Origin of the sequence: Alkalimonas sp. (assembly GCF_020831925.1) — a bacterium.
Lineage (GTDB): Bacteria > Pseudomonadota > Gammaproteobacteria > Enterobacterales > Alteromonadaceae > Alkalimonas.
The window spans coordinates 115,209-130,453 of the sequence record NZ_JAFIFQ010000002.1 but is presented as its reverse complement, the minus strand read 5'-3'; the positions used below and the strand labels follow the sequence as shown (position 1 = coordinate 130,453).

At 50.6% G+C, this 15,245-nt stretch carries 13 protein-coding genes; 5 read left to right on the top strand and 8 right to left on the bottom strand.

Features of this window, described 5'->3' with window-relative positions; genetic code table 11:
- The first annotated feature begins 6 nt into the window (after positions 1-6).
- Positions 7-2,289 carry an acyl-CoA dehydrogenase gene (locus JJU14_RS01500; protein ID WP_228610824.1) on the top strand — a complete coding sequence of 761 codons (2,283 nt, stop codon included), beginning with the start codon at positions 7-9 and terminating at the stop codon, positions 2,287-2,289.
- A gap of 60 nt (positions 2,290-2,349) precedes the next feature.
- Here JJU14_RS01500 and JJU14_RS01495 read toward each other — a convergent pair whose 3' ends face one another.
- The gene (locus JJU14_RS01495; protein ID WP_228610822.1) at positions 2,350-3,390 is read right to left on the bottom strand and encodes a Glu/Leu/Phe/Val dehydrogenase dimerization domain-containing protein; all 1,041 of its coding nucleotides are present in this window, start codon (positions 3,388-3,390) and stop codon (positions 2,350-2,352) included.
- A gap of 234 nt (positions 3,391-3,624) precedes the next feature.
- Here JJU14_RS01495 and JJU14_RS01490 point away from each other — a divergent pair, with 234 nt between their 5' ends.
- A complete protein-coding gene (locus JJU14_RS01490) occupies positions 3,625-4,041 on the top strand; it encodes a DUF4826 family protein (RefSeq protein WP_228610821.1) in 417 nt (138 codons plus the stop codon).
- A gap of 50 nt (positions 4,042-4,091) precedes the next feature.
- Here JJU14_RS01490 and JJU14_RS01485 read toward each other — a convergent pair whose 3' ends face one another.
- The 5 genes from JJU14_RS01485 to JJU14_RS01465 are packed head-to-tail and all read right to left on the bottom strand — an operon-like array spanning position 4,092 to position 9,121.
- Positions 4,092-5,246, bottom strand: coding sequence for a cupin domain-containing protein (locus JJU14_RS01485; protein WP_228610819.1), 1,155 nt, complete (start codon positions 5,244-5,246; stop codon positions 4,092-4,094).
- A gap of 17 nt (positions 5,247-5,263) precedes the next feature.
- Complete coding sequence (gene purB / locus JJU14_RS01480) at positions 5,264-6,634, bottom strand: adenylosuccinate lyase (RefSeq protein WP_228610817.1); 1,371 nt, start codon at positions 6,632-6,634, stop codon at positions 5,264-5,266.
- Positions 6,635-6,667: 33 nt separating this feature from the next.
- Complete coding sequence (gene hflD, locus JJU14_RS01475; protein WP_228610814.1) at positions 6,668-7,288, bottom strand: high frequency lysogenization protein HflD; 621 nt, start codon at positions 7,286-7,288, stop codon at positions 6,668-6,670.
- Positions 7,289-7,291: 3 nt separating this feature from the next.
- On the bottom strand, positions 7,292-8,410 hold the full coding sequence (gene mnmA / locus JJU14_RS01470) for a tRNA 2-thiouridine(34) synthase MnmA (protein ID WP_228610813.1): 1,119 nt from the start codon (positions 8,408-8,410) through the stop codon (positions 7,292-7,294).
- A 42-nt stretch (positions 8,411-8,452) separates the two neighbouring features.
- A complete protein-coding gene (locus tag JJU14_RS01465) occupies positions 8,453-9,121 on the bottom strand; it encodes a pseudouridine synthase (protein WP_228610810.1) in 669 nt (222 codons plus the stop codon).
- Positions 9,122-9,474: 353 nt separating this feature from the next.
- Here JJU14_RS01465 and JJU14_RS01460 point away from each other — a divergent pair, with 353 nt between their 5' ends.
- Entirely contained in the window at positions 9,475-11,700 is a 2,226-nt protein-coding gene (locus tag JJU14_RS01460) for an NADP-dependent isocitrate dehydrogenase (RefSeq protein ID WP_228610808.1), read from the top strand.
- 141 nt (positions 11,701-11,841) lie between these two features.
- On the opposite strand, the gene cspD is transcribed toward JJU14_RS01460, so the two are convergent.
- Complete coding sequence (gene cspD, locus JJU14_RS01455) at positions 11,842-12,066, bottom strand: cold shock domain-containing protein CspD (RefSeq protein WP_228610807.1); 225 nt, start codon at positions 12,064-12,066, stop codon at positions 11,842-11,844.
- 191 nt (positions 12,067-12,257) lie between these two features.
- Between cspD and clpS the strand changes: the two genes are divergently transcribed.
- On the top strand, positions 12,258-12,578 hold the full coding sequence (gene clpS, locus JJU14_RS01450; protein WP_228610805.1) for an ATP-dependent Clp protease adapter ClpS: 321 nt from the start codon (positions 12,258-12,260) through the stop codon (positions 12,576-12,578).
- Positions 12,579-12,630: 52 nt separating this feature from the next.
- Positions 12,631-14,889 (top strand): ATP-dependent Clp protease ATP-binding subunit ClpA, encoded by a 2,259-nt coding sequence (clpA, locus tag JJU14_RS01445; protein ID WP_228610802.1) that lies wholly within the window; start codon positions 12,631-12,633, stop codon positions 14,887-14,889.
- A gap of 71 nt (positions 14,890-14,960) precedes the next feature.
- On the opposite strand, the gene infA is transcribed toward clpA, so the two are convergent.
- Positions 14,961-15,179, bottom strand: a complete 219-nt coding sequence (gene infA / locus JJU14_RS01440) for a translation initiation factor IF-1 (protein ID WP_091341339.1) — start codon at positions 15,177-15,179, stop codon at positions 14,961-14,963.
- Positions 15,180-15,245: the final 66 nt, after the last annotated feature.

Sequence of the window (15,245 nt, the reverse complement as noted above, 5' to 3'; positions counted from 1 at the left end):
CCAACCATGACTTTGTTATTGATTCTTGTTATTACTCTGGCGGTACTACTTGGCGTAACGCCAATCCGTCGGGCGCTGATTTCAGCCCCTGTATTTAAGGTGTTCAAGAAAATTCTGCCACCATTGTCTGAAACCGAGCAGCAGGCAATGGAAGCAGGTGATGTCTGGTGGGATGGGGATTTATTTCAAGGCAAACCAGATTGGCAGAAGTTGCATCATTACCCTAAGCCAAGGCTGAGCGAGGATGAGCAAGCCTTTATGGACGAGCAGGTAGAGACCTTGCTTGCCATGCTGGACGATTATGACATTGTTCAGAAAAAGCGCGACTTGCCGGAGAAGGTCTGGGACTATCTGAAGCAGGAAGGCTTCTTTGCCATGATCATACCGAAGAGCTACGGCGGCCGTGGCTTTTCTGCAATCGCGAACTCCACCATTGTTTCGCGCATTGCCAGCCGCAGCCTGACAGCCGCTGTGACCGTGATGGTGCCTAACTCCTTAGGCCCGGGTGAGTTGCTGATGCACTATGGTACGGATCAGCAAAAAGAGTACTGGTTACCTCGTCTGGCCGATGGCCGAGATGTACCTTGTTTTGCCTTAACCGGCCCTGAAGCAGGCTCTGATGCGGGTGGAATCCCGGATACTGGCGTAATTTGTCGCGGTGAGTTTGAAGGTGAAGAGGTTGTTGGCATTCGTTTAAACTGGGATAAGCGCTATATTACCTTATCCCCGGTGGCAACTGTGCTTGGGCTGGCTTTTAAACTATTTGACCCAGATGGCTTGCTCGGTGATAAGAAAGACATAGGGATTACTTGTGCGTTAATTCCAACCACACATCCAGGGGTTGAAATTGGCGACCGCCATTTCCCTATGGGAATGGCTTTTATGAATGGCACCACTTATGGTAAAGATGTGTTTATTCCGTTGGATTGGATCATCGGTGGTCCAGATTACGCCGGTCGTGGTTGGCGGATGCTGGTGGAATGCTTATCAGCTGGCCGCGGTATTTCTTTGCCTGCACTGGCAACGGCAACCGGCCACTTGGCCAGCCGGATGACAGGTGCCTACAGCTATGTCCGTCAGCAGTTTGGCTTGTCGATTGGCAAATTCGAAGGGGTGCAGGAAGCTTTTGCCCGTATCGGTGGTCTTACCTATGGTTTGGAAGCGATGCGGGTGATGACGGCTGGTGCCATTGACTTAAAACTCAGCCCCGGCGTAGTGACGGCCATCGCCAAATACCACATGACAGAAATGTCGCGCACCATTTTAAACGATGCCTTTGATATTCACGCTGGCAGGGCCATTCAACTGGGGCCTAAAAACTATTTGGCGCATGGTTACATGGGCGTGCCGATATCCATTACGGTGGAAGGGGCCAATATCTTAACGCGCAACCTGATGATTTTTGGCCAGGGCGCTACCCGTTGTCACCCTTATGTGCTTGCCGAGCTGCAAGCCGCAGCAAACCCGGATGCGAATGAAGGCTTACAACAATTCGATGGTTTGTTACTGCGCCATGTTGGTTTTGCCCTTGGCAATACCTTCAGCTGTTTGTGGCAGGGATTAACTGCTGCCGCTTTTAATAAAAGTCCGATGGCAGGTGAAACGGCCCGTTATTACAAGCAGCTAAGCCGGATGAGTCGAGCCTTGGCGTTGACGGCGGATATCTCCATGCTGATGCTGGGCGGTGATTTAAAACGCAAAGAAATGCTGTCGGCCCGTTTAGGTGATGTGCTGAGTCACTTGTATATGGCTTCAGCAGTGTTGAAGTTTTACGAAGACAATGGTCGTCAGCAAGCGGATCTGCCTTTTGTGCATTACAATCTGCAGCGCGCACTGGCAGAAATTGGCCGGGCTTTTGACGGTTTCTTTGCTAACTTTCCGGCCAGAGCGGTTGCGGTGGTGTTAAAGCGGCTGATTTTCCCGTTCGGTATTGGTTACAAGATGCCGGCCGATGATATCTGTATGGAAATCTGCGATGCGCTCTCCAAGCCAGGCGTGATCCGCGATCGCTTAACGCATCTATGTTACATTGGTGAAGGGGAGCAGGACCCTACCGGTTTAATGGAGCAGGCTTTTATTGAGATGCATCAGGCACAGCCGCAGTTAAAAGCCATTTTGCTGGCACAGCGCGATGGCAAAATCAGCCGCAAAGTACCGATGGATCAAGCCATTAGCGAAGCGGAAGCGGCAGGTATAGTGACGGCCGAACAAGCGGAGCAGCTGCATCATATGAACAAACTGCGTTTTGAAGCCATCAGTGTTGATAGCTTCAAATCTGGAGAACTTTAAACCCGCTGTTACGCAATAAAAAAGGACCCTAGGGTCCTTTTTTATTGTTAAGCCAACAGGCTATCGGCCTTTGGCGATAATTTCCTGGGCCATAATATCTGCTACCAGATGGGTGGATTTTTGCTCATGGTCTGCGCGCTGGAAAATTTGCAGCAAGGTATCGTAAATCTGGTTTACCTTGGCAGTGGCGTCATCAGCGTTGTAACCTTCCGGCCGCATTTCCATGTACACATTAATGATACCGCCCGCATTGATAACGTAATCTGGCGCATACAAAATACCGCGCTCACGCAGCATGTCACCATGACGGGCTTTCTGCAGCTGATTGTTGGCACAACCAGCGACCACTTTGGCATTTAGTTGCGGTATGGTGTCATCATTCAGAGTGGCACCTAAAGCACAAGGCGCATAAATATCGACATCCTGGGCGTAGATTTCATCCAGGGCAACAGCGGTTGCGCCGAACTGCTTCACTGCACGCTCAATGGCTTGCTCGTTGATATCGGTAACAAAGAGCTCAGCGCCTTCTTTATGCAAATGTTCGCATAGATAAAAGCCAACACTACCAAGGCCTTGAATGGCAACTTTCAGGCCTCTTAATGAGTCGACCCCAAATTGGTGTTTAGCTGCGGCACGGATGCCCTGATAGGTACCGATGGCGGTGAAAGGCCCTGGATTGCCGCTTTTGCCTTCCAGCCCTGCAACATAAGGGGTTTCTTTATTGACCATCATGATATCACCGGTGGTAATATTGACATCTTCGGCGCTGTAGTAGCTACCGCCTAATCGATGCAGATGGCGACCGAAGGCACGAAATAAAGCTTCGGACTTGATGGTTTTGGCATCACCAATAATCACTGATTTGCCACCACCTATAGGAAGGCCGGCCATGGCATTTTTATAGGTCATTCCTTTTGATAAACGCAGTACATCGCGAATGGCCTCTTCGTCACTGGCATAGTTCCATAAGCGGCAACCACCGACGGCTGGCCCTAAAGCTGTGCTGTGTACGGCGATGATGGCTTTTAAACCGGTCTCCTGATCACTGCAAAAGACAACTTGTTCGTGCTGATCAAACTCTGTGTGATTGAATACGGCCACTTTCACTCTCCGCTGGCATAAAAATGATGGATCTGTGCATGGTTATAACCAACACCAGACCGAATTTTGCGCTGCGCAATGTATCATTTCAGTCTGAGTTACGCCAGACACCAAGGGATTTTTTGCCTGGTAAGACCTGTTATCTTTCAAGCAAAGAGAGAGAGCACGTTGAGCTTGATTGTCTGTTTGAGCTGACATAGAGTAGGCGCTGATTTTACGATGTAGATATGAGCAATGAGTAAGCAACTGACAGAGCAACAACAAAGTGAATGGGTCCGTAGCCAGTTTCAAAAAGCCAATGAGTATCTGGCATCCAAAGGCATACTGCCAGATCAGGTGGTGGTGACAGAATCGCGTTATTTAGTGCCTCTGGTTGCGGTATGGCGCATTAAAAGCCAGGATCGCAAAGAGTTCTGGGTGCTGACCGGCGATTTGCCGACCGATCATATGGCCCTTAGTGGTGCTAAAAATGCGAAAGAGGCAATACGCGCCTTTTCGTTTCAATGGCAGTTGAAAGCCCAGCAGATCTTAGATACACAGCAGGGTGATAAAACCCAGTTGGACTTTGCTAACCTGTTGATTAGCCGGGCGCATGGGCTGTACGATCTGTTTGACAATGAAACGATCTGGCAAGCACAACAGCCGACTTAAGCGTAAAGCTTGCCTTACAAAGCCGCCCGTTGGCGGCTTTTTTGTGTCGTTTACTCAACAAAGTACCAGTAGCCTTGATTAATCAGTTGCGTAATAAAAGCGAGGCGCTCTGGCGTTTGCATAAAGTGGCGGCATTCGGCTTCAGTTAGCTGACTACGATCGGTAAGTAAGCGGGCACTGTCGATTTCATTGGCTGGCAGTGGAAAGCGATCACCGTTGATAAACAGCTGCACATCGCCCTCTGCATTGGCTTGCTGGTAGCAACATCTCAGCCCGCCAAGACGGCCAAGTACCGAGCCTTCATCCAGATATTCGGCGATTTCTTCCGCTTGGTAATGGGGCTCCGGCTCCTGCAAATCCAGCTCACGCTTGGCCTGGCTGATGTAACTGCCAAACCAGTGACTCATCAAATCATCGTCTGCCAGCAGTTGCTGCATTAGTTGCCGAACCTGACCTAAATCGCGGCTGTTGATTTCACCAGGCGACAGACTGCGCAGCCGACCTGGGTCGCTGAACCGTTCACCTTCTATCTGAAAGTCGAGCAGGTAATCGGCTAGGCCGCCAATTAAGTCTTTTTGCGCAGGAGCGCGAAAGCCAACCGAGTAATTCAGGCTGGGTTCGAGTGAAACACCGTCATGTGGGCAGCCCGGCGGAATATAAAGGATATCGCCAGGTTCCATCACGTCATCGATGCAAGCGTTAAAATCACTGACTTGCAACAGGCGGGGGTGCGGGCAGAATTGCTCCAGACTGGCATCAGGCATACCAACGCGCCAGCGCCGTTTGCCCATGCCCTGAATGATAAACACATCGTACTGATCCAGGTGCGGGCCAACGCCACCACCCGGTGCAGAGAAGCTGACCATCAGATCGTCAATCCGCCAGTTTGGGATAAACCGAAATGGTTCCAGCAGCTTAGCGGCATCAGGCTGCCAGTGATCGACGGCCTGCACCAGTAGGGTCCAGTCCTTTTCACCGTACTGGTCAAAGCCATCAAAAGGGCCTTCGTCAACCAGCCAGTTGGCATCGTTTTGGTGAATTAGCCGGGCATCCACTTGCTCATCCAGCGCCAGGCCTGCCAACTCATCAGCCGACAATGGATCCTGAAAGTTGCTAAAACCGCCCTTAATCAGCAGCGGTTTTTGCTGCCAGTATTCGGCCAGAAACTGCTCGATGCTCAGGCTGCCGAAGTTCAAGCTGTACATAGTCTGCTCCAAAGCCATTATGGCAGGCGATCCACCAGGGCGATGGCATCACCAATGTAACCGGCCGGGGTAAACTGCTTCATCATGGCCTTGCCTTCAGTCGGCATATCCAACGTCTCAATAAAGGCATGCAAATCGGCTGGGGTAATGCGCTTACCACGGGTCAGTTCTTTAAGTTTCTCGTACGGTTTTTCAACACCATATTTGCGCATCACGGTTTGCACCGGTTCGGCCAGCAGTTCCCAGTTGGCATTTAGTTCAGCCAACAGGCTGGCTTCATTCACTTCCAGTTTGCTGATGCCTTTTAAAGTTGCCTGATAAGCAATCAGGCTGTAGCCAATACCAACTCCCAGATTACGCAATACCGTGGAGTCGGTCAGGTCACGCTGCCAGCGTGATACCGGTAGTTTGGCTGCCAGATGATCAAAGATAGCATTGGCCAGGCCCAGGTTGCCTTCGGAGTTCTCAAAGTCAATCGGGTTTACTTTGTGTGGCATGGTAGACGAGCCAATTTCGCCGGCGACCGTTTTTTGCTTGAAATGGCCAAGCGCGATGTACCCCCAGACATCCCGATCAAAGTCGATCAGAATGGTGTTAAAGCGGGCAATGGCATCAAACAGCTCGGCAATGTAATCATGAGGTTCGATCTGGGTGGTGTAGGGGTTCCAGCTTAGCCCTAAACCGCTGACAAACTGCTCAGAAATCTGGTGCCAGTCAAGCGCTGGGTAAGCCGACAGGTGAGCATTGTAGTTACCGACGGCGCCGTTAAATTTACCCAGTAAGCTAATGCTGGCAATCTGATCGCGTTGACGTTTCAGTCGCATATAGACGTTGGCCATTTCCTTGCCCATGGTCGTGGGGGACGCTGGCTGGCCATGGGTACGTGCCATCATCGGCACGGTTTTGTAATCGACCGCCAATTGGCGAATGGCGTTTAGCAACTGATCGCAGTAGGGCAGAATCACCTGCTCGCGGGCATCTTTGAGCATCAGGCCATGCGACAGATTGTTGATATCTTCCGAGGTGCAGGCAAAGTGAATAAATTCGGTAACAGCGTTTAACTCTGCATTGGTTGCAACTTTTTCTTTTAGCAAATATTCCACCGCTTTGACATCGTGATTGGTGGTGCGCTCGATCTCTTTCACACGTTCAGCATCGGCCAGGCTAAAATTCGCGACGATGGCATCCAGCAGGGCATTGGCCTCGTTACTTAGCTTAGGCACTTCAGCAATGCCATCAATACTCGCCATCTGTTGCAACCAGCGCACTTCCACGGTCACCCGGTATTTAATCAGGCCAAACTCGCTGAAGAAATCGCGCAGCTCAGTGGTTTTGCTGCCGTAGCGGCCATCTACCGGCGATAAGGCGGTCAGTGCGTTCAGTTCCATGGTGCTTCCTCGTAAACGTTCAATAAAAAAGGGTTAGTCTTTCAGCGCCTGACGCGCCTCGTGAACCAATTGTTTGCGTTTAAACAGCAAATGCCAACGGCTGCCACCAGCCTGACGCCAGAGTACCGCTGCGCGCACTGCTGCCAGCAGCAAGGCACGTACCTTGTGTTGCACATGAGTTTGTTTAAGTAACTCAGGCTGGCCTGCCACTTGAATACGGGTCCCCAGGGTGCTGATGCATTCAATGTAGATATCGGCCATATTCGACAATAAAGTCTCATCGGTAATGCTGAAATGTTCCAGCTGACGAGCCAGTTGTTGTAAGCGCTTGCCAAGGGCTGCCATATTGGAGCTGCTTTTGGATAAGCGTCGCTCCAACGCCAGTACAGCCACCACATAACGGGTGATTTCTACATCTTTGTTTGGGTTATCGCCCAACTGCTGCAACAACACCTGATAACCGCTGCGCAAATGCCTCAGCTCGCCGCCATAAATATCGAGTGGGCTGTCGGCATCCAGCATGGCGACGCTGCTGAGCATCAATTCCAGTTCAGTCGGGTCGACGTCTTTGGTTTTGGCGACGGCTTTAACCAGACTAAGCGCCTGACACAGCGCGGCCAGAGCCATGACTTGGGTAGATACACTTACTTGCATAGGTTAATTTACTGCCTTATCAATAATGCCGCCGCCAAGGCAGACGTCTTCAAGATAAAAAACCGCCGATTGGCCTGGTGTGACGGCCTTTTGCGGATGATCAAACAGAACTTCCAGCTCTCCGCTGGCAAGAGGCGTCACTGTACAGGGAATATCATGTTGGCGATAACGGGTTTTTACGCTGCAGCGCATGGGTTGGTCAGGCCCAGCTCGATCAACCCAGTGCAGTTGACTGGCGATAAGGCCCTTCGCAAACAAACTGGGATGATCAGCGCCTTGCACCACCATCAAACGATTGTGGGTTAAATCCTTACCGGCAACGTACCAGGGATCATCTCCGCTGTTCTTCAGGCCACCAATGCCCAAACCTTTACGCTGGCCCAGGGTGTGGTACATCAGACCTTCGTGTTGGCCAATGATGTCGCCCTCAGGGGTTACAATATCGCCGGGTTGGGCTGGCAGGTACTTTTGCAAAAAGTCTTTAAACTTGCGCTCACCAATAAAGCAAATGCCGGTGCTATCTTTTTTGTCGTGGGTAATAAAACCTTGTTGCTCAGCAATGGCCCGAACTTCATGTTTTTCCAGCTCACCAACCGGAAATAGGGTTTGTGCCACATGCTGTTCGGCTAGCGTATATAAAAAATAACTTTGATCTTTGTTTTGATCCAAGCCGCGCAGCAGTTGCCAATGACCATTGAGCTCCCGCCGGCGCACATAATGGCCGGTCGCAATGTAATCGGCTTGCAGGGCCTCAGCGGCAAACTCAAGGAAGGCTTTAAACTTAATTTCCTTGTTGCACATAATATCCGGGTTGGGGGTGCGTCCGGCCTTGTATTCGGCCAGGAAGTACTCGAACACCTGGTCCCAGTATTCAGCAGCGAAATTGACTTTATGCAGTTTAATCCCAAGCCGGTCACACACCTGCTGCGCGTCAGCCATGTCTTCGGCTGCAGCACAGTACTCGTCGTTGTCGTCTTCTTCCCAGTTTTTCATAAACAGGCCTTCGACCTGGTAGCCTTGCTGCAGCAGCAGATAAGCGGAAACTGATGAGTCAACACCGCCGGACATGCCGACGATGACTTTTTTTTGCGTGGAAGCTGACTTTGGCGTGGAAGCTGACATGAGGCCCTTACAACTCGGAAAAAATTGGGCCGGATTATACCATTATTTTTTGCCCTTCACACCCGAAAACCGCCGTTGCTTTGGCTGGGAGCCTTTAGTTAAGGTCACTGCGGCACTAAGAAGATTCGCAGGGATCTCCAGCATGCGGTACTCACCTGGCACCAGCGGTTGCAACTGCCAGGGGCCAATGGCAACCCGGATCAGCCTCAGGGTTGGAAAGCCAACGGCGGCAGTCATACGCCGGACCTGGCGATTGCGCCCTTCACGGATGGTCAGCTCCAGCCAACTGGTGGGGATGTGCTGACGCTGTCGGATCGGTGGCTGACGTGGCCATACTTCCGGGGCGGATAACTGCCGGACTGAGGCCGGGCGGGTTGGGCCATCATTCAGTAAGACGCCCTGTTGCAGTTGTTGCAGGGCTTTTGTTGTGATGTCGCCTTCGACCTGCACCCAGTAAGTTTTAGCCATCTTGTGTTTCGGATCGGCGATCTGCTGTTGCAATCGTCCATCATCAGTCAGTAGCAGTAAACCTTCGCTGTCGTAATCCAGTCGCCCAGCTGCATACACATTGGGGATTGGGATAAAGTCTGCCAGCGTCTGGCGCTGTTTGGGACTTTGATCGGTAAACTGGCAAAGCACCTGAAAGGGCTTATTGAAAGCAATTAGTTGGCAAGCTGCGACTTTGGTCGTGTTGTGTTTTTTGGGGTTCACTGTAGGGTTCTGTGTACAGATGCTGGTTGTTCTGGCTGACAGGCTAGCATAAAAAGCGCTTCAGTTCAGGTTTGAAACAGGACGCTGGTTTTTTGCCGTTGACTAGGCGTGGCTTTGGTGAGCTGTTATAATCCCGGCGTTTTTCTGTCTATCCGGCTGCAGCTGACGTTGCTTTTAGCCTGTCGCCAGCGTCAGATCCAGCCGGATGGGTAGCAAGCAATTATGTGATAAAAGACTGTGTTGTAAGAGCCTGCAGTACGGAGGATCAGCTGTTTTAAACAGCCTTAGGTCTGAGGGATGGATCTGCAGTTCCGGGCCCTCGTCGTGGGGAAGCCATTTCAATAGGAATCATTATGTCGACTGAAAACTCAAAGATTATTTATACTGAAACCGATGAAGCGCCAGCACTGGCGACCTATTCCTTGCTGCCGATTATTCAGGCATTTACCAAAGCAGCCGGGGTTTCAGTTGAAACGCGTGATATTTCCTTATCCGGCCGGATCATCGCCAGCTTCCCGGAGTTTCTGCAAGACAACCAGCGTCAGTCCGATGCGCTGGCTGAACTGGGTGAGCTGGCGAAAACGCCAAAGGCTAATATCATCAAGCTGCCCAACATCAGTGCTTCTATCCCGCAATTAAAAGCCGCGATTAAAGAGTTGCAACAACAAGGCTATGCATTGCCAGATTACCCGGCCGAGCCGAAGACTGCACAGGAAAAAGACATCAAAGCCCGTTACGACAAAATCAAAGGCAGTGCCGTTAACCCAGTGCTGCGTGAAGGCAACTCTGATCGTCGGGCGCCTGCTTCAGTAAAAAACTATGCGAAAAAGCACCCGCATAAAATGGGTGTCTGGAGCAAGGAATCAAAGTCGCATGTAGCCCATATGCAGGATGGCGACTTCTTTGGCTCTGAGCAATCCACGACCTTTGAGGCTGCGGACGATCTAAAGATTGTGCTCAATAGCAATGGTCAACAGCAGGTACTTAAAGCCAGTGTACCGGTGCAAGCCGGCGAAGTGGTCGATGCGGCTGTGATGAGCAAAACCGCACTCTGTGCTTTCTTTGAAAAAGAAACCGCTGCGGCGAAAGCCGAAGACGTGCTGCTGTCACTGCACTTAAAAGCCACCATGATGAAGGTATCTGATCCTATTATGTTCGGCCATGCTGTGAAGGTGTATTTTAAAGCACTTTTTACCAAGCACGCCGAAACCTTTAAGCAGCTGGATGTGGACCCAAGCAACGGCTTTGGCGATGTGGTTGCCAAAATTGCCCAGCTGGATGATGCCAAGCGAGCTGAAATTGAAGCCGATATTCAGGCGGTGTACCAGCAACAACCAGCGCTGGCTATGGTCAACTCAGATAAAGGTATCACCAACTTGCATGTGCCAAGCGATATCATTATCGATGCCTCCATGCCAGCGATGATTCGTGAATCGGGCCAGATGTGGGGACCAGATGGCAAGTTGAAAGATACCAAGGCACTGATCCCGGATCGCTGCTATGCCGGAGTCTATCAGGAAACCATCAGTTTTTGTAAAGAGCACGGCGCTTTCGATCCGGCCACTATGGGTACAGTGCCGAACGTCGGCCTGATGGCGCAAAAAGCAGAAGAATATGGTTCACACGATAAAACCTTTGAGATCCCGGCTGATGGCTCGGTGCAAGTACTGAACAAAGCTGGTGAGGTGGTGTTTGAGCATGCGGTAGAGCAGGGCGATATCTGGCGTATGTGTCAGGTGAAAGATGCACCGATCCGTGATTGGGTGAAGCTGGCGGTGAACCGTTCTCGTCTGAGCAATACGCCGGCAGTATTCTGGCTGGACAGTGAGCGTGCGCACGACAGCGAGCTGATTGCCAAAGTAGAAAGCTACCTGCAAGAGCACGATACCGATGGTCTGGAACTGCATATCATGGCACCGGTTGATGCCACCCGCTTTACCCTGCAACGGGTCAAAGCTGGCCAGGACACCATTTCCGTGACTGGCAACGTGTTACGTGATTACCTGACCGACTTGTTTCCGATTCTGGAGCTGGGTACCAGCGCCAAGATGTTGTCGATTGTACCGCTGATGAATGGGGGCGGTTTGTTTGAAACCGGTGCCGGTGGTTCAGCGCCGAAGCATGTCCAGCAGTTGGAAGCTGAAAACCACCTGCGTTGGGACTCGTTAGGTGAGTTTTTGGCGCTGGCGGCCTCGCTGGAGCATTTGAGCCAGGCGACTGGCAATGCCCGAGCTCAGGTACTGGCCGATACACTGGATCTGGCCACTGCTAAGTTTTTGGATACCAACAAGTCGCCATCACGCAAAGTGAAAGAGTTGGATAACCGTGGCAGCCACTTCTATCTGGCCTTGTACTGGGCAGAAGCACTGGCTGCCCAAACCAAAGACAGCGAGTTGCAACAGCGCTTCAGCAAGTTGGCTGAGCAACTGACGGCCAATGAAACGCAGATTGTGCGCGAGTTGAATGATGTTCAAGGTGTTGCGGTGGATTTAGGCGGCTACTACCGCCCATCGGCTGAACTTGCTGGCAAGGTGATGCGGCCAAGCACTACCTTTAATCAGGCTTTGAGTAGCCTTTAAATGAAGCCTTATGCCGTTGCCATCACAGCATGGTAATGGCTTGGTACTTGCTTATTAAACCCAACAAAAACCCAGGCACTGCATGCAGTGCCTGTTTGTTTTTCCGGACAAGTCAGTGCTGAACTGGTGTTCAGACAATGGTCAGGCGTCTGACTTTTCCTCACCTGGCAGGACAATATTGACTGCATGCAGCCCTTTCGGGCCTTCTGCCAAATCAAACTGGACATCCTGCCCGGCTTTCAGGGTACGGTAACCATCCATTGCAATGGTGGAGTAGTGTGCAAAAATGTCTTCATCTCTGCCATCTTCCCGGATAAATCCAAAGCCTTTGGCATTGTTGAACCATTTTACTTTACCGGTAGCCATACTACTTACATCCTTCTTTAAGTGAGCTAAATTCTGTGTGCAGGTATAATAATTACAGGGCAAATGCGTTACCCTAGTACTTACTGTAGATAATTTGCTCAGACAGTCAAGTTTTTTGCAATTAAATCTCTGGTTTTTTACGATTAATTAATCTGGTCTGTTTTATGATCGATAAGGCGTAGCGAAAGCGTATGAGTTGGTTTAAAGAATTAGCGAGTCAACAAGAGGGGTTGCAGGAGCTGACCCGGCAGAAGGTTGAGCCTCCATCCATGTATCGGGTTATTCTACATAATGATGATTACACACCGATGGACTTTGTCATTGATGTGCTTACCCGTTTTTTTAATATGCAGTATGAGCAAGCAAGTGAAGTCATGTTGCAGGTTCACCACAAAGGCAGCGCTACCTGTGGGGTCTTTACCGCTGAAATTGCTGAGACCAAGGTACTGCAGGTAACAGAATATGCAAAATCCCACGAACATCCATTGCTTTGTTCGATGGAACGAGCTTAACTTAAGGTATAAGCACCAGCACCAAAACTAAGATGCAGTCAGGAGTCCATCTATGTTGAATAAAGATCTCGAGTTGACACTGAATCTGGCGTTTCGTTTTGCCAGAGAGCGTCGTCATGAGTACATGACTGTTGAGCACTTGCTGCTTGCCCTATTGGACAATCCAGCCGCTGGTGATGCGCTGAAATCCTGTGGTGCCAATATTGAAAAGCTTCGTCTTGAATTGGCTACCTTTATTGATTCTACCACGCCTCTATTGCCCGATGGCGATGCAGAACGGGATACTCAGCCGACCCTTGGCTTTCAACGCGTGTTGCAGCGTGCAGTTTTTCATGTGCAGTCCTCAGGTAAAACCGAAGTGACGGGTGCCAATGTGCTGGTTGCCATTTTTAGTGAGCAGGAATCACAAGCCGTTTACTTACTAAAAAAGGTCGATATCAGCCGCCTGGATGTAGTCAATTACATTTCTCACGGTGTGATCAAAACCGAAAAACTGGAACAGCATGAAGAGCGGGCACAGGATGATTTATCCGAAGCGCCTTCAGAGGAAGCGCGCTCTCTGGATAACTTTACCGCCAATTTAAATGCATTGGCCAAGCAAGGGCAGATTGATCCTTTGATTGGCCGAGACGCGGAGCTGGAGCGTGCCATCCAGGTGTTGTGTCGTCGTAAGAAAAACAACCCGTTGTTGGTTGGCGAGGCCGGTGTAGGGAAAACAGCCATTGCCGAGGGGCTGGCGTTTCGGATCGTTAATCAACAAGTGCCCGCGGTGATTGAGAATGCCACCATTTACTCATTGGATATGGGGGCTTTGCTGGCAGGCACCAAATACCGAGGCGACTTTGAAAAGCGCTTAAAGTCTTTACTGAAAGAGCTGGAAAAAGAAGAAGGTGCGATTCTTTTTATTGATGAAATCCATACAGTAATTGGCGCTGGTGCTGCCTCAGGTGGTGTGATGGATGCCTCAAACTTGATCAAACCGTTGCTGTCGAGTGGACGATTGCGTTGCATCGGCTCTACCACCTACCAGGAGTTTAAAAACATCTTTGAAAAAGACACCGCACTGGTGCGTCGCTTTCAAAAAATTGATGTGACTGAACCTAGCGTGGAAGACACCACCCGTATCTTACAAGGCTTAAAAGAACGTTACGAAAAACATCATAGTGTGCGCTATACGCAAAAAGCGCTGCGGGCGGCGGCTGAGTTATCCGCAAAATACATCAATGAACGGCACTTGCCGGATAAAGCTATCGATGTGATTGATGAAGCAGGCGCTAGTCAGCGGCTGTTGCCGGAGTCACGCCGTAAAAAAGTGATTAATGTGCCGGATATTGAGCATGTGATTGCGAAAATGGCCCGCATCCCTGAGAAATCTGTATCAGCCTCCGATCGCGATGTGTTAAGTAATCTGGATCGCAACTTGAAACTGGTGGTGTTTGGCCAAGACGGTGCTATCGATGCGCTGACGGCGGCGATCCGCTTGTCGCGTTCCGGCCTTGGTAGCGAAGAAAAGCCAATCGGTAGCTTCCTGTTTGCTGGCCCAACCGGGGTAGGCAAGACGGAAGTGACCAAGCAACTGGCCCGGGTGATGGGAGTGGAGCTGTTGCGTTTTGATATGTCCGAATACGTTGAGCGCCACGCGATCAGTCGCTTGATTGGGGCGCCTCCTGGCTATGTTGGTTTTGAGCAGGGCGGTTTGCTGACTGATGCGGTTTCGAAACATCCTTATGCCGTGGTGTTATTGGATGAGATTGAAAAGGCACACAGTGACATCTATAACATTCTGCTGCAGGTAATGGATCACGGTACTTTGACCGACAACAATGGCCGTAAAATTGATTTTCGTAATATTGTGCTGGTGATGACCACCAATGCTGGGGTACAGGAAACGGTGCGAAAATCCATCGGTTTTCAGCAGCAGGACCACAGCCATGATGCGATGGCAGAGATCAATCGTACCTTCACGCCTGAGTTCCGCAACCGGCTGGATAGCATTATCTGGTTCGAGCATCTGAACAGCACTATTATCTTGCAAGTAGTCGACAAGTTTATTTGCGAGTTGCAGGCCCAGTTGGATAAGAAACAAGTTTCGCTGGAGTTGTCTGCTGAAGCCAGAGCCTGGTTGGCAGAGCAAGGCTACGATCGCGCCATGGGAGCACGACCAATGGCCCGTTTAATCCAGGAACAGTTGAAAAAGCCACTGGCCAACGAGATCCTATTTGGACGCTTGCTGCAAGGTGGTGATGTTCGGGTCGAGCTGGTGGATAATAAATTGAGCTTTGTGTTCCAGGAGGAGCCTGAACCAGCCTAGTGGTTGCTGCCACGCAAAAAACCCGCTACAGCGGGTTTTTTGCGTTCTGGCCATAGGCCGGGAAACCGGGCTTAGCGCTGGCGGAACACGATACGACCTTTGCTTAGATCGTAGGGGGTCAGTTCAACAGTGACTTTGTCGCCAGTCAGGATCCGAATATAGTGCTTACGCATTTTGCCGGAAATATGGGCAATAACCACGTGGCCGTTTTCCAGCTCAACTTTAAACATGGTGTTTGGCAAGGTATCTAAAATGGTGCCTTGCATTTCAATTACATCTTCTTTCGCCATTCAGCGTACTCGCCTCTGATAGTGTGAAAATTAAAACAGCGCAGATTGTGCCGAAATACGCCAGCC

Bases quoted from the DNA above. Each gene is read 5' to 3' on its own strand.
- infA (WP_091341339.1), bottom strand. From the start codon at position 15,179: ATGGCGAAAGAAGATGTAATTGAAATGCAAGGCACCATTTTAGATACC.
- JJU14_RS01490 (WP_228610821.1), top strand. From the start codon at position 3,625: ATGAGTAAGCAACTGACAGAGCAACAACAAAGTGAATGGGTCCGTAGC.
- cspD (WP_228610807.1), bottom strand. From the start codon at position 12,066: ATGGCTACCGGTAAAGTAAAATGGTTCAACAATGCCAAAGGCTTTGGA.
- hflD (WP_228610814.1), bottom strand. From the start codon at position 7,288: ATGCAAGTAAGTGTATCTACCCAAGTCATGGCTCTGGCCGCGCTGTGT.
- JJU14_RS01500 (WP_228610824.1), top strand. From the start codon at position 7: ATGACTTTGTTATTGATTCTTGTTATTACTCTGGCGGTACTACTTGGC.
- JJU14_RS01460 (WP_228610808.1), top strand. From the start codon at position 9,475: ATGTCGACTGAAAACTCAAAGATTATTTATACTGAAACCGATGAAGCG.
- JJU14_RS01485 (WP_228610819.1), bottom strand. From the start codon at position 5,246: ATGTACAGCTTGAACTTCGGCAGCCTGAGCATCGAGCAGTTTCTGGCC.
- mnmA (WP_228610813.1), bottom strand. From the start codon at position 8,410: ATGTCAGCTTCCACGCCAAAGTCAGCTTCCACGCAAAAAAAAGTCATC.
- purB (WP_228610817.1), bottom strand. From the start codon at position 6,634: ATGGAACTGAACGCACTGACCGCCTTATCGCCGGTAGATGGCCGCTAC.
- clpS (WP_228610805.1), top strand. From the start codon at position 12,258: ATGAGTTGGTTTAAAGAATTAGCGAGTCAACAAGAGGGGTTGCAGGAG.
- clpA (WP_228610802.1), top strand. From the start codon at position 12,631: ATGTTGAATAAAGATCTCGAGTTGACACTGAATCTGGCGTTTCGTTTT.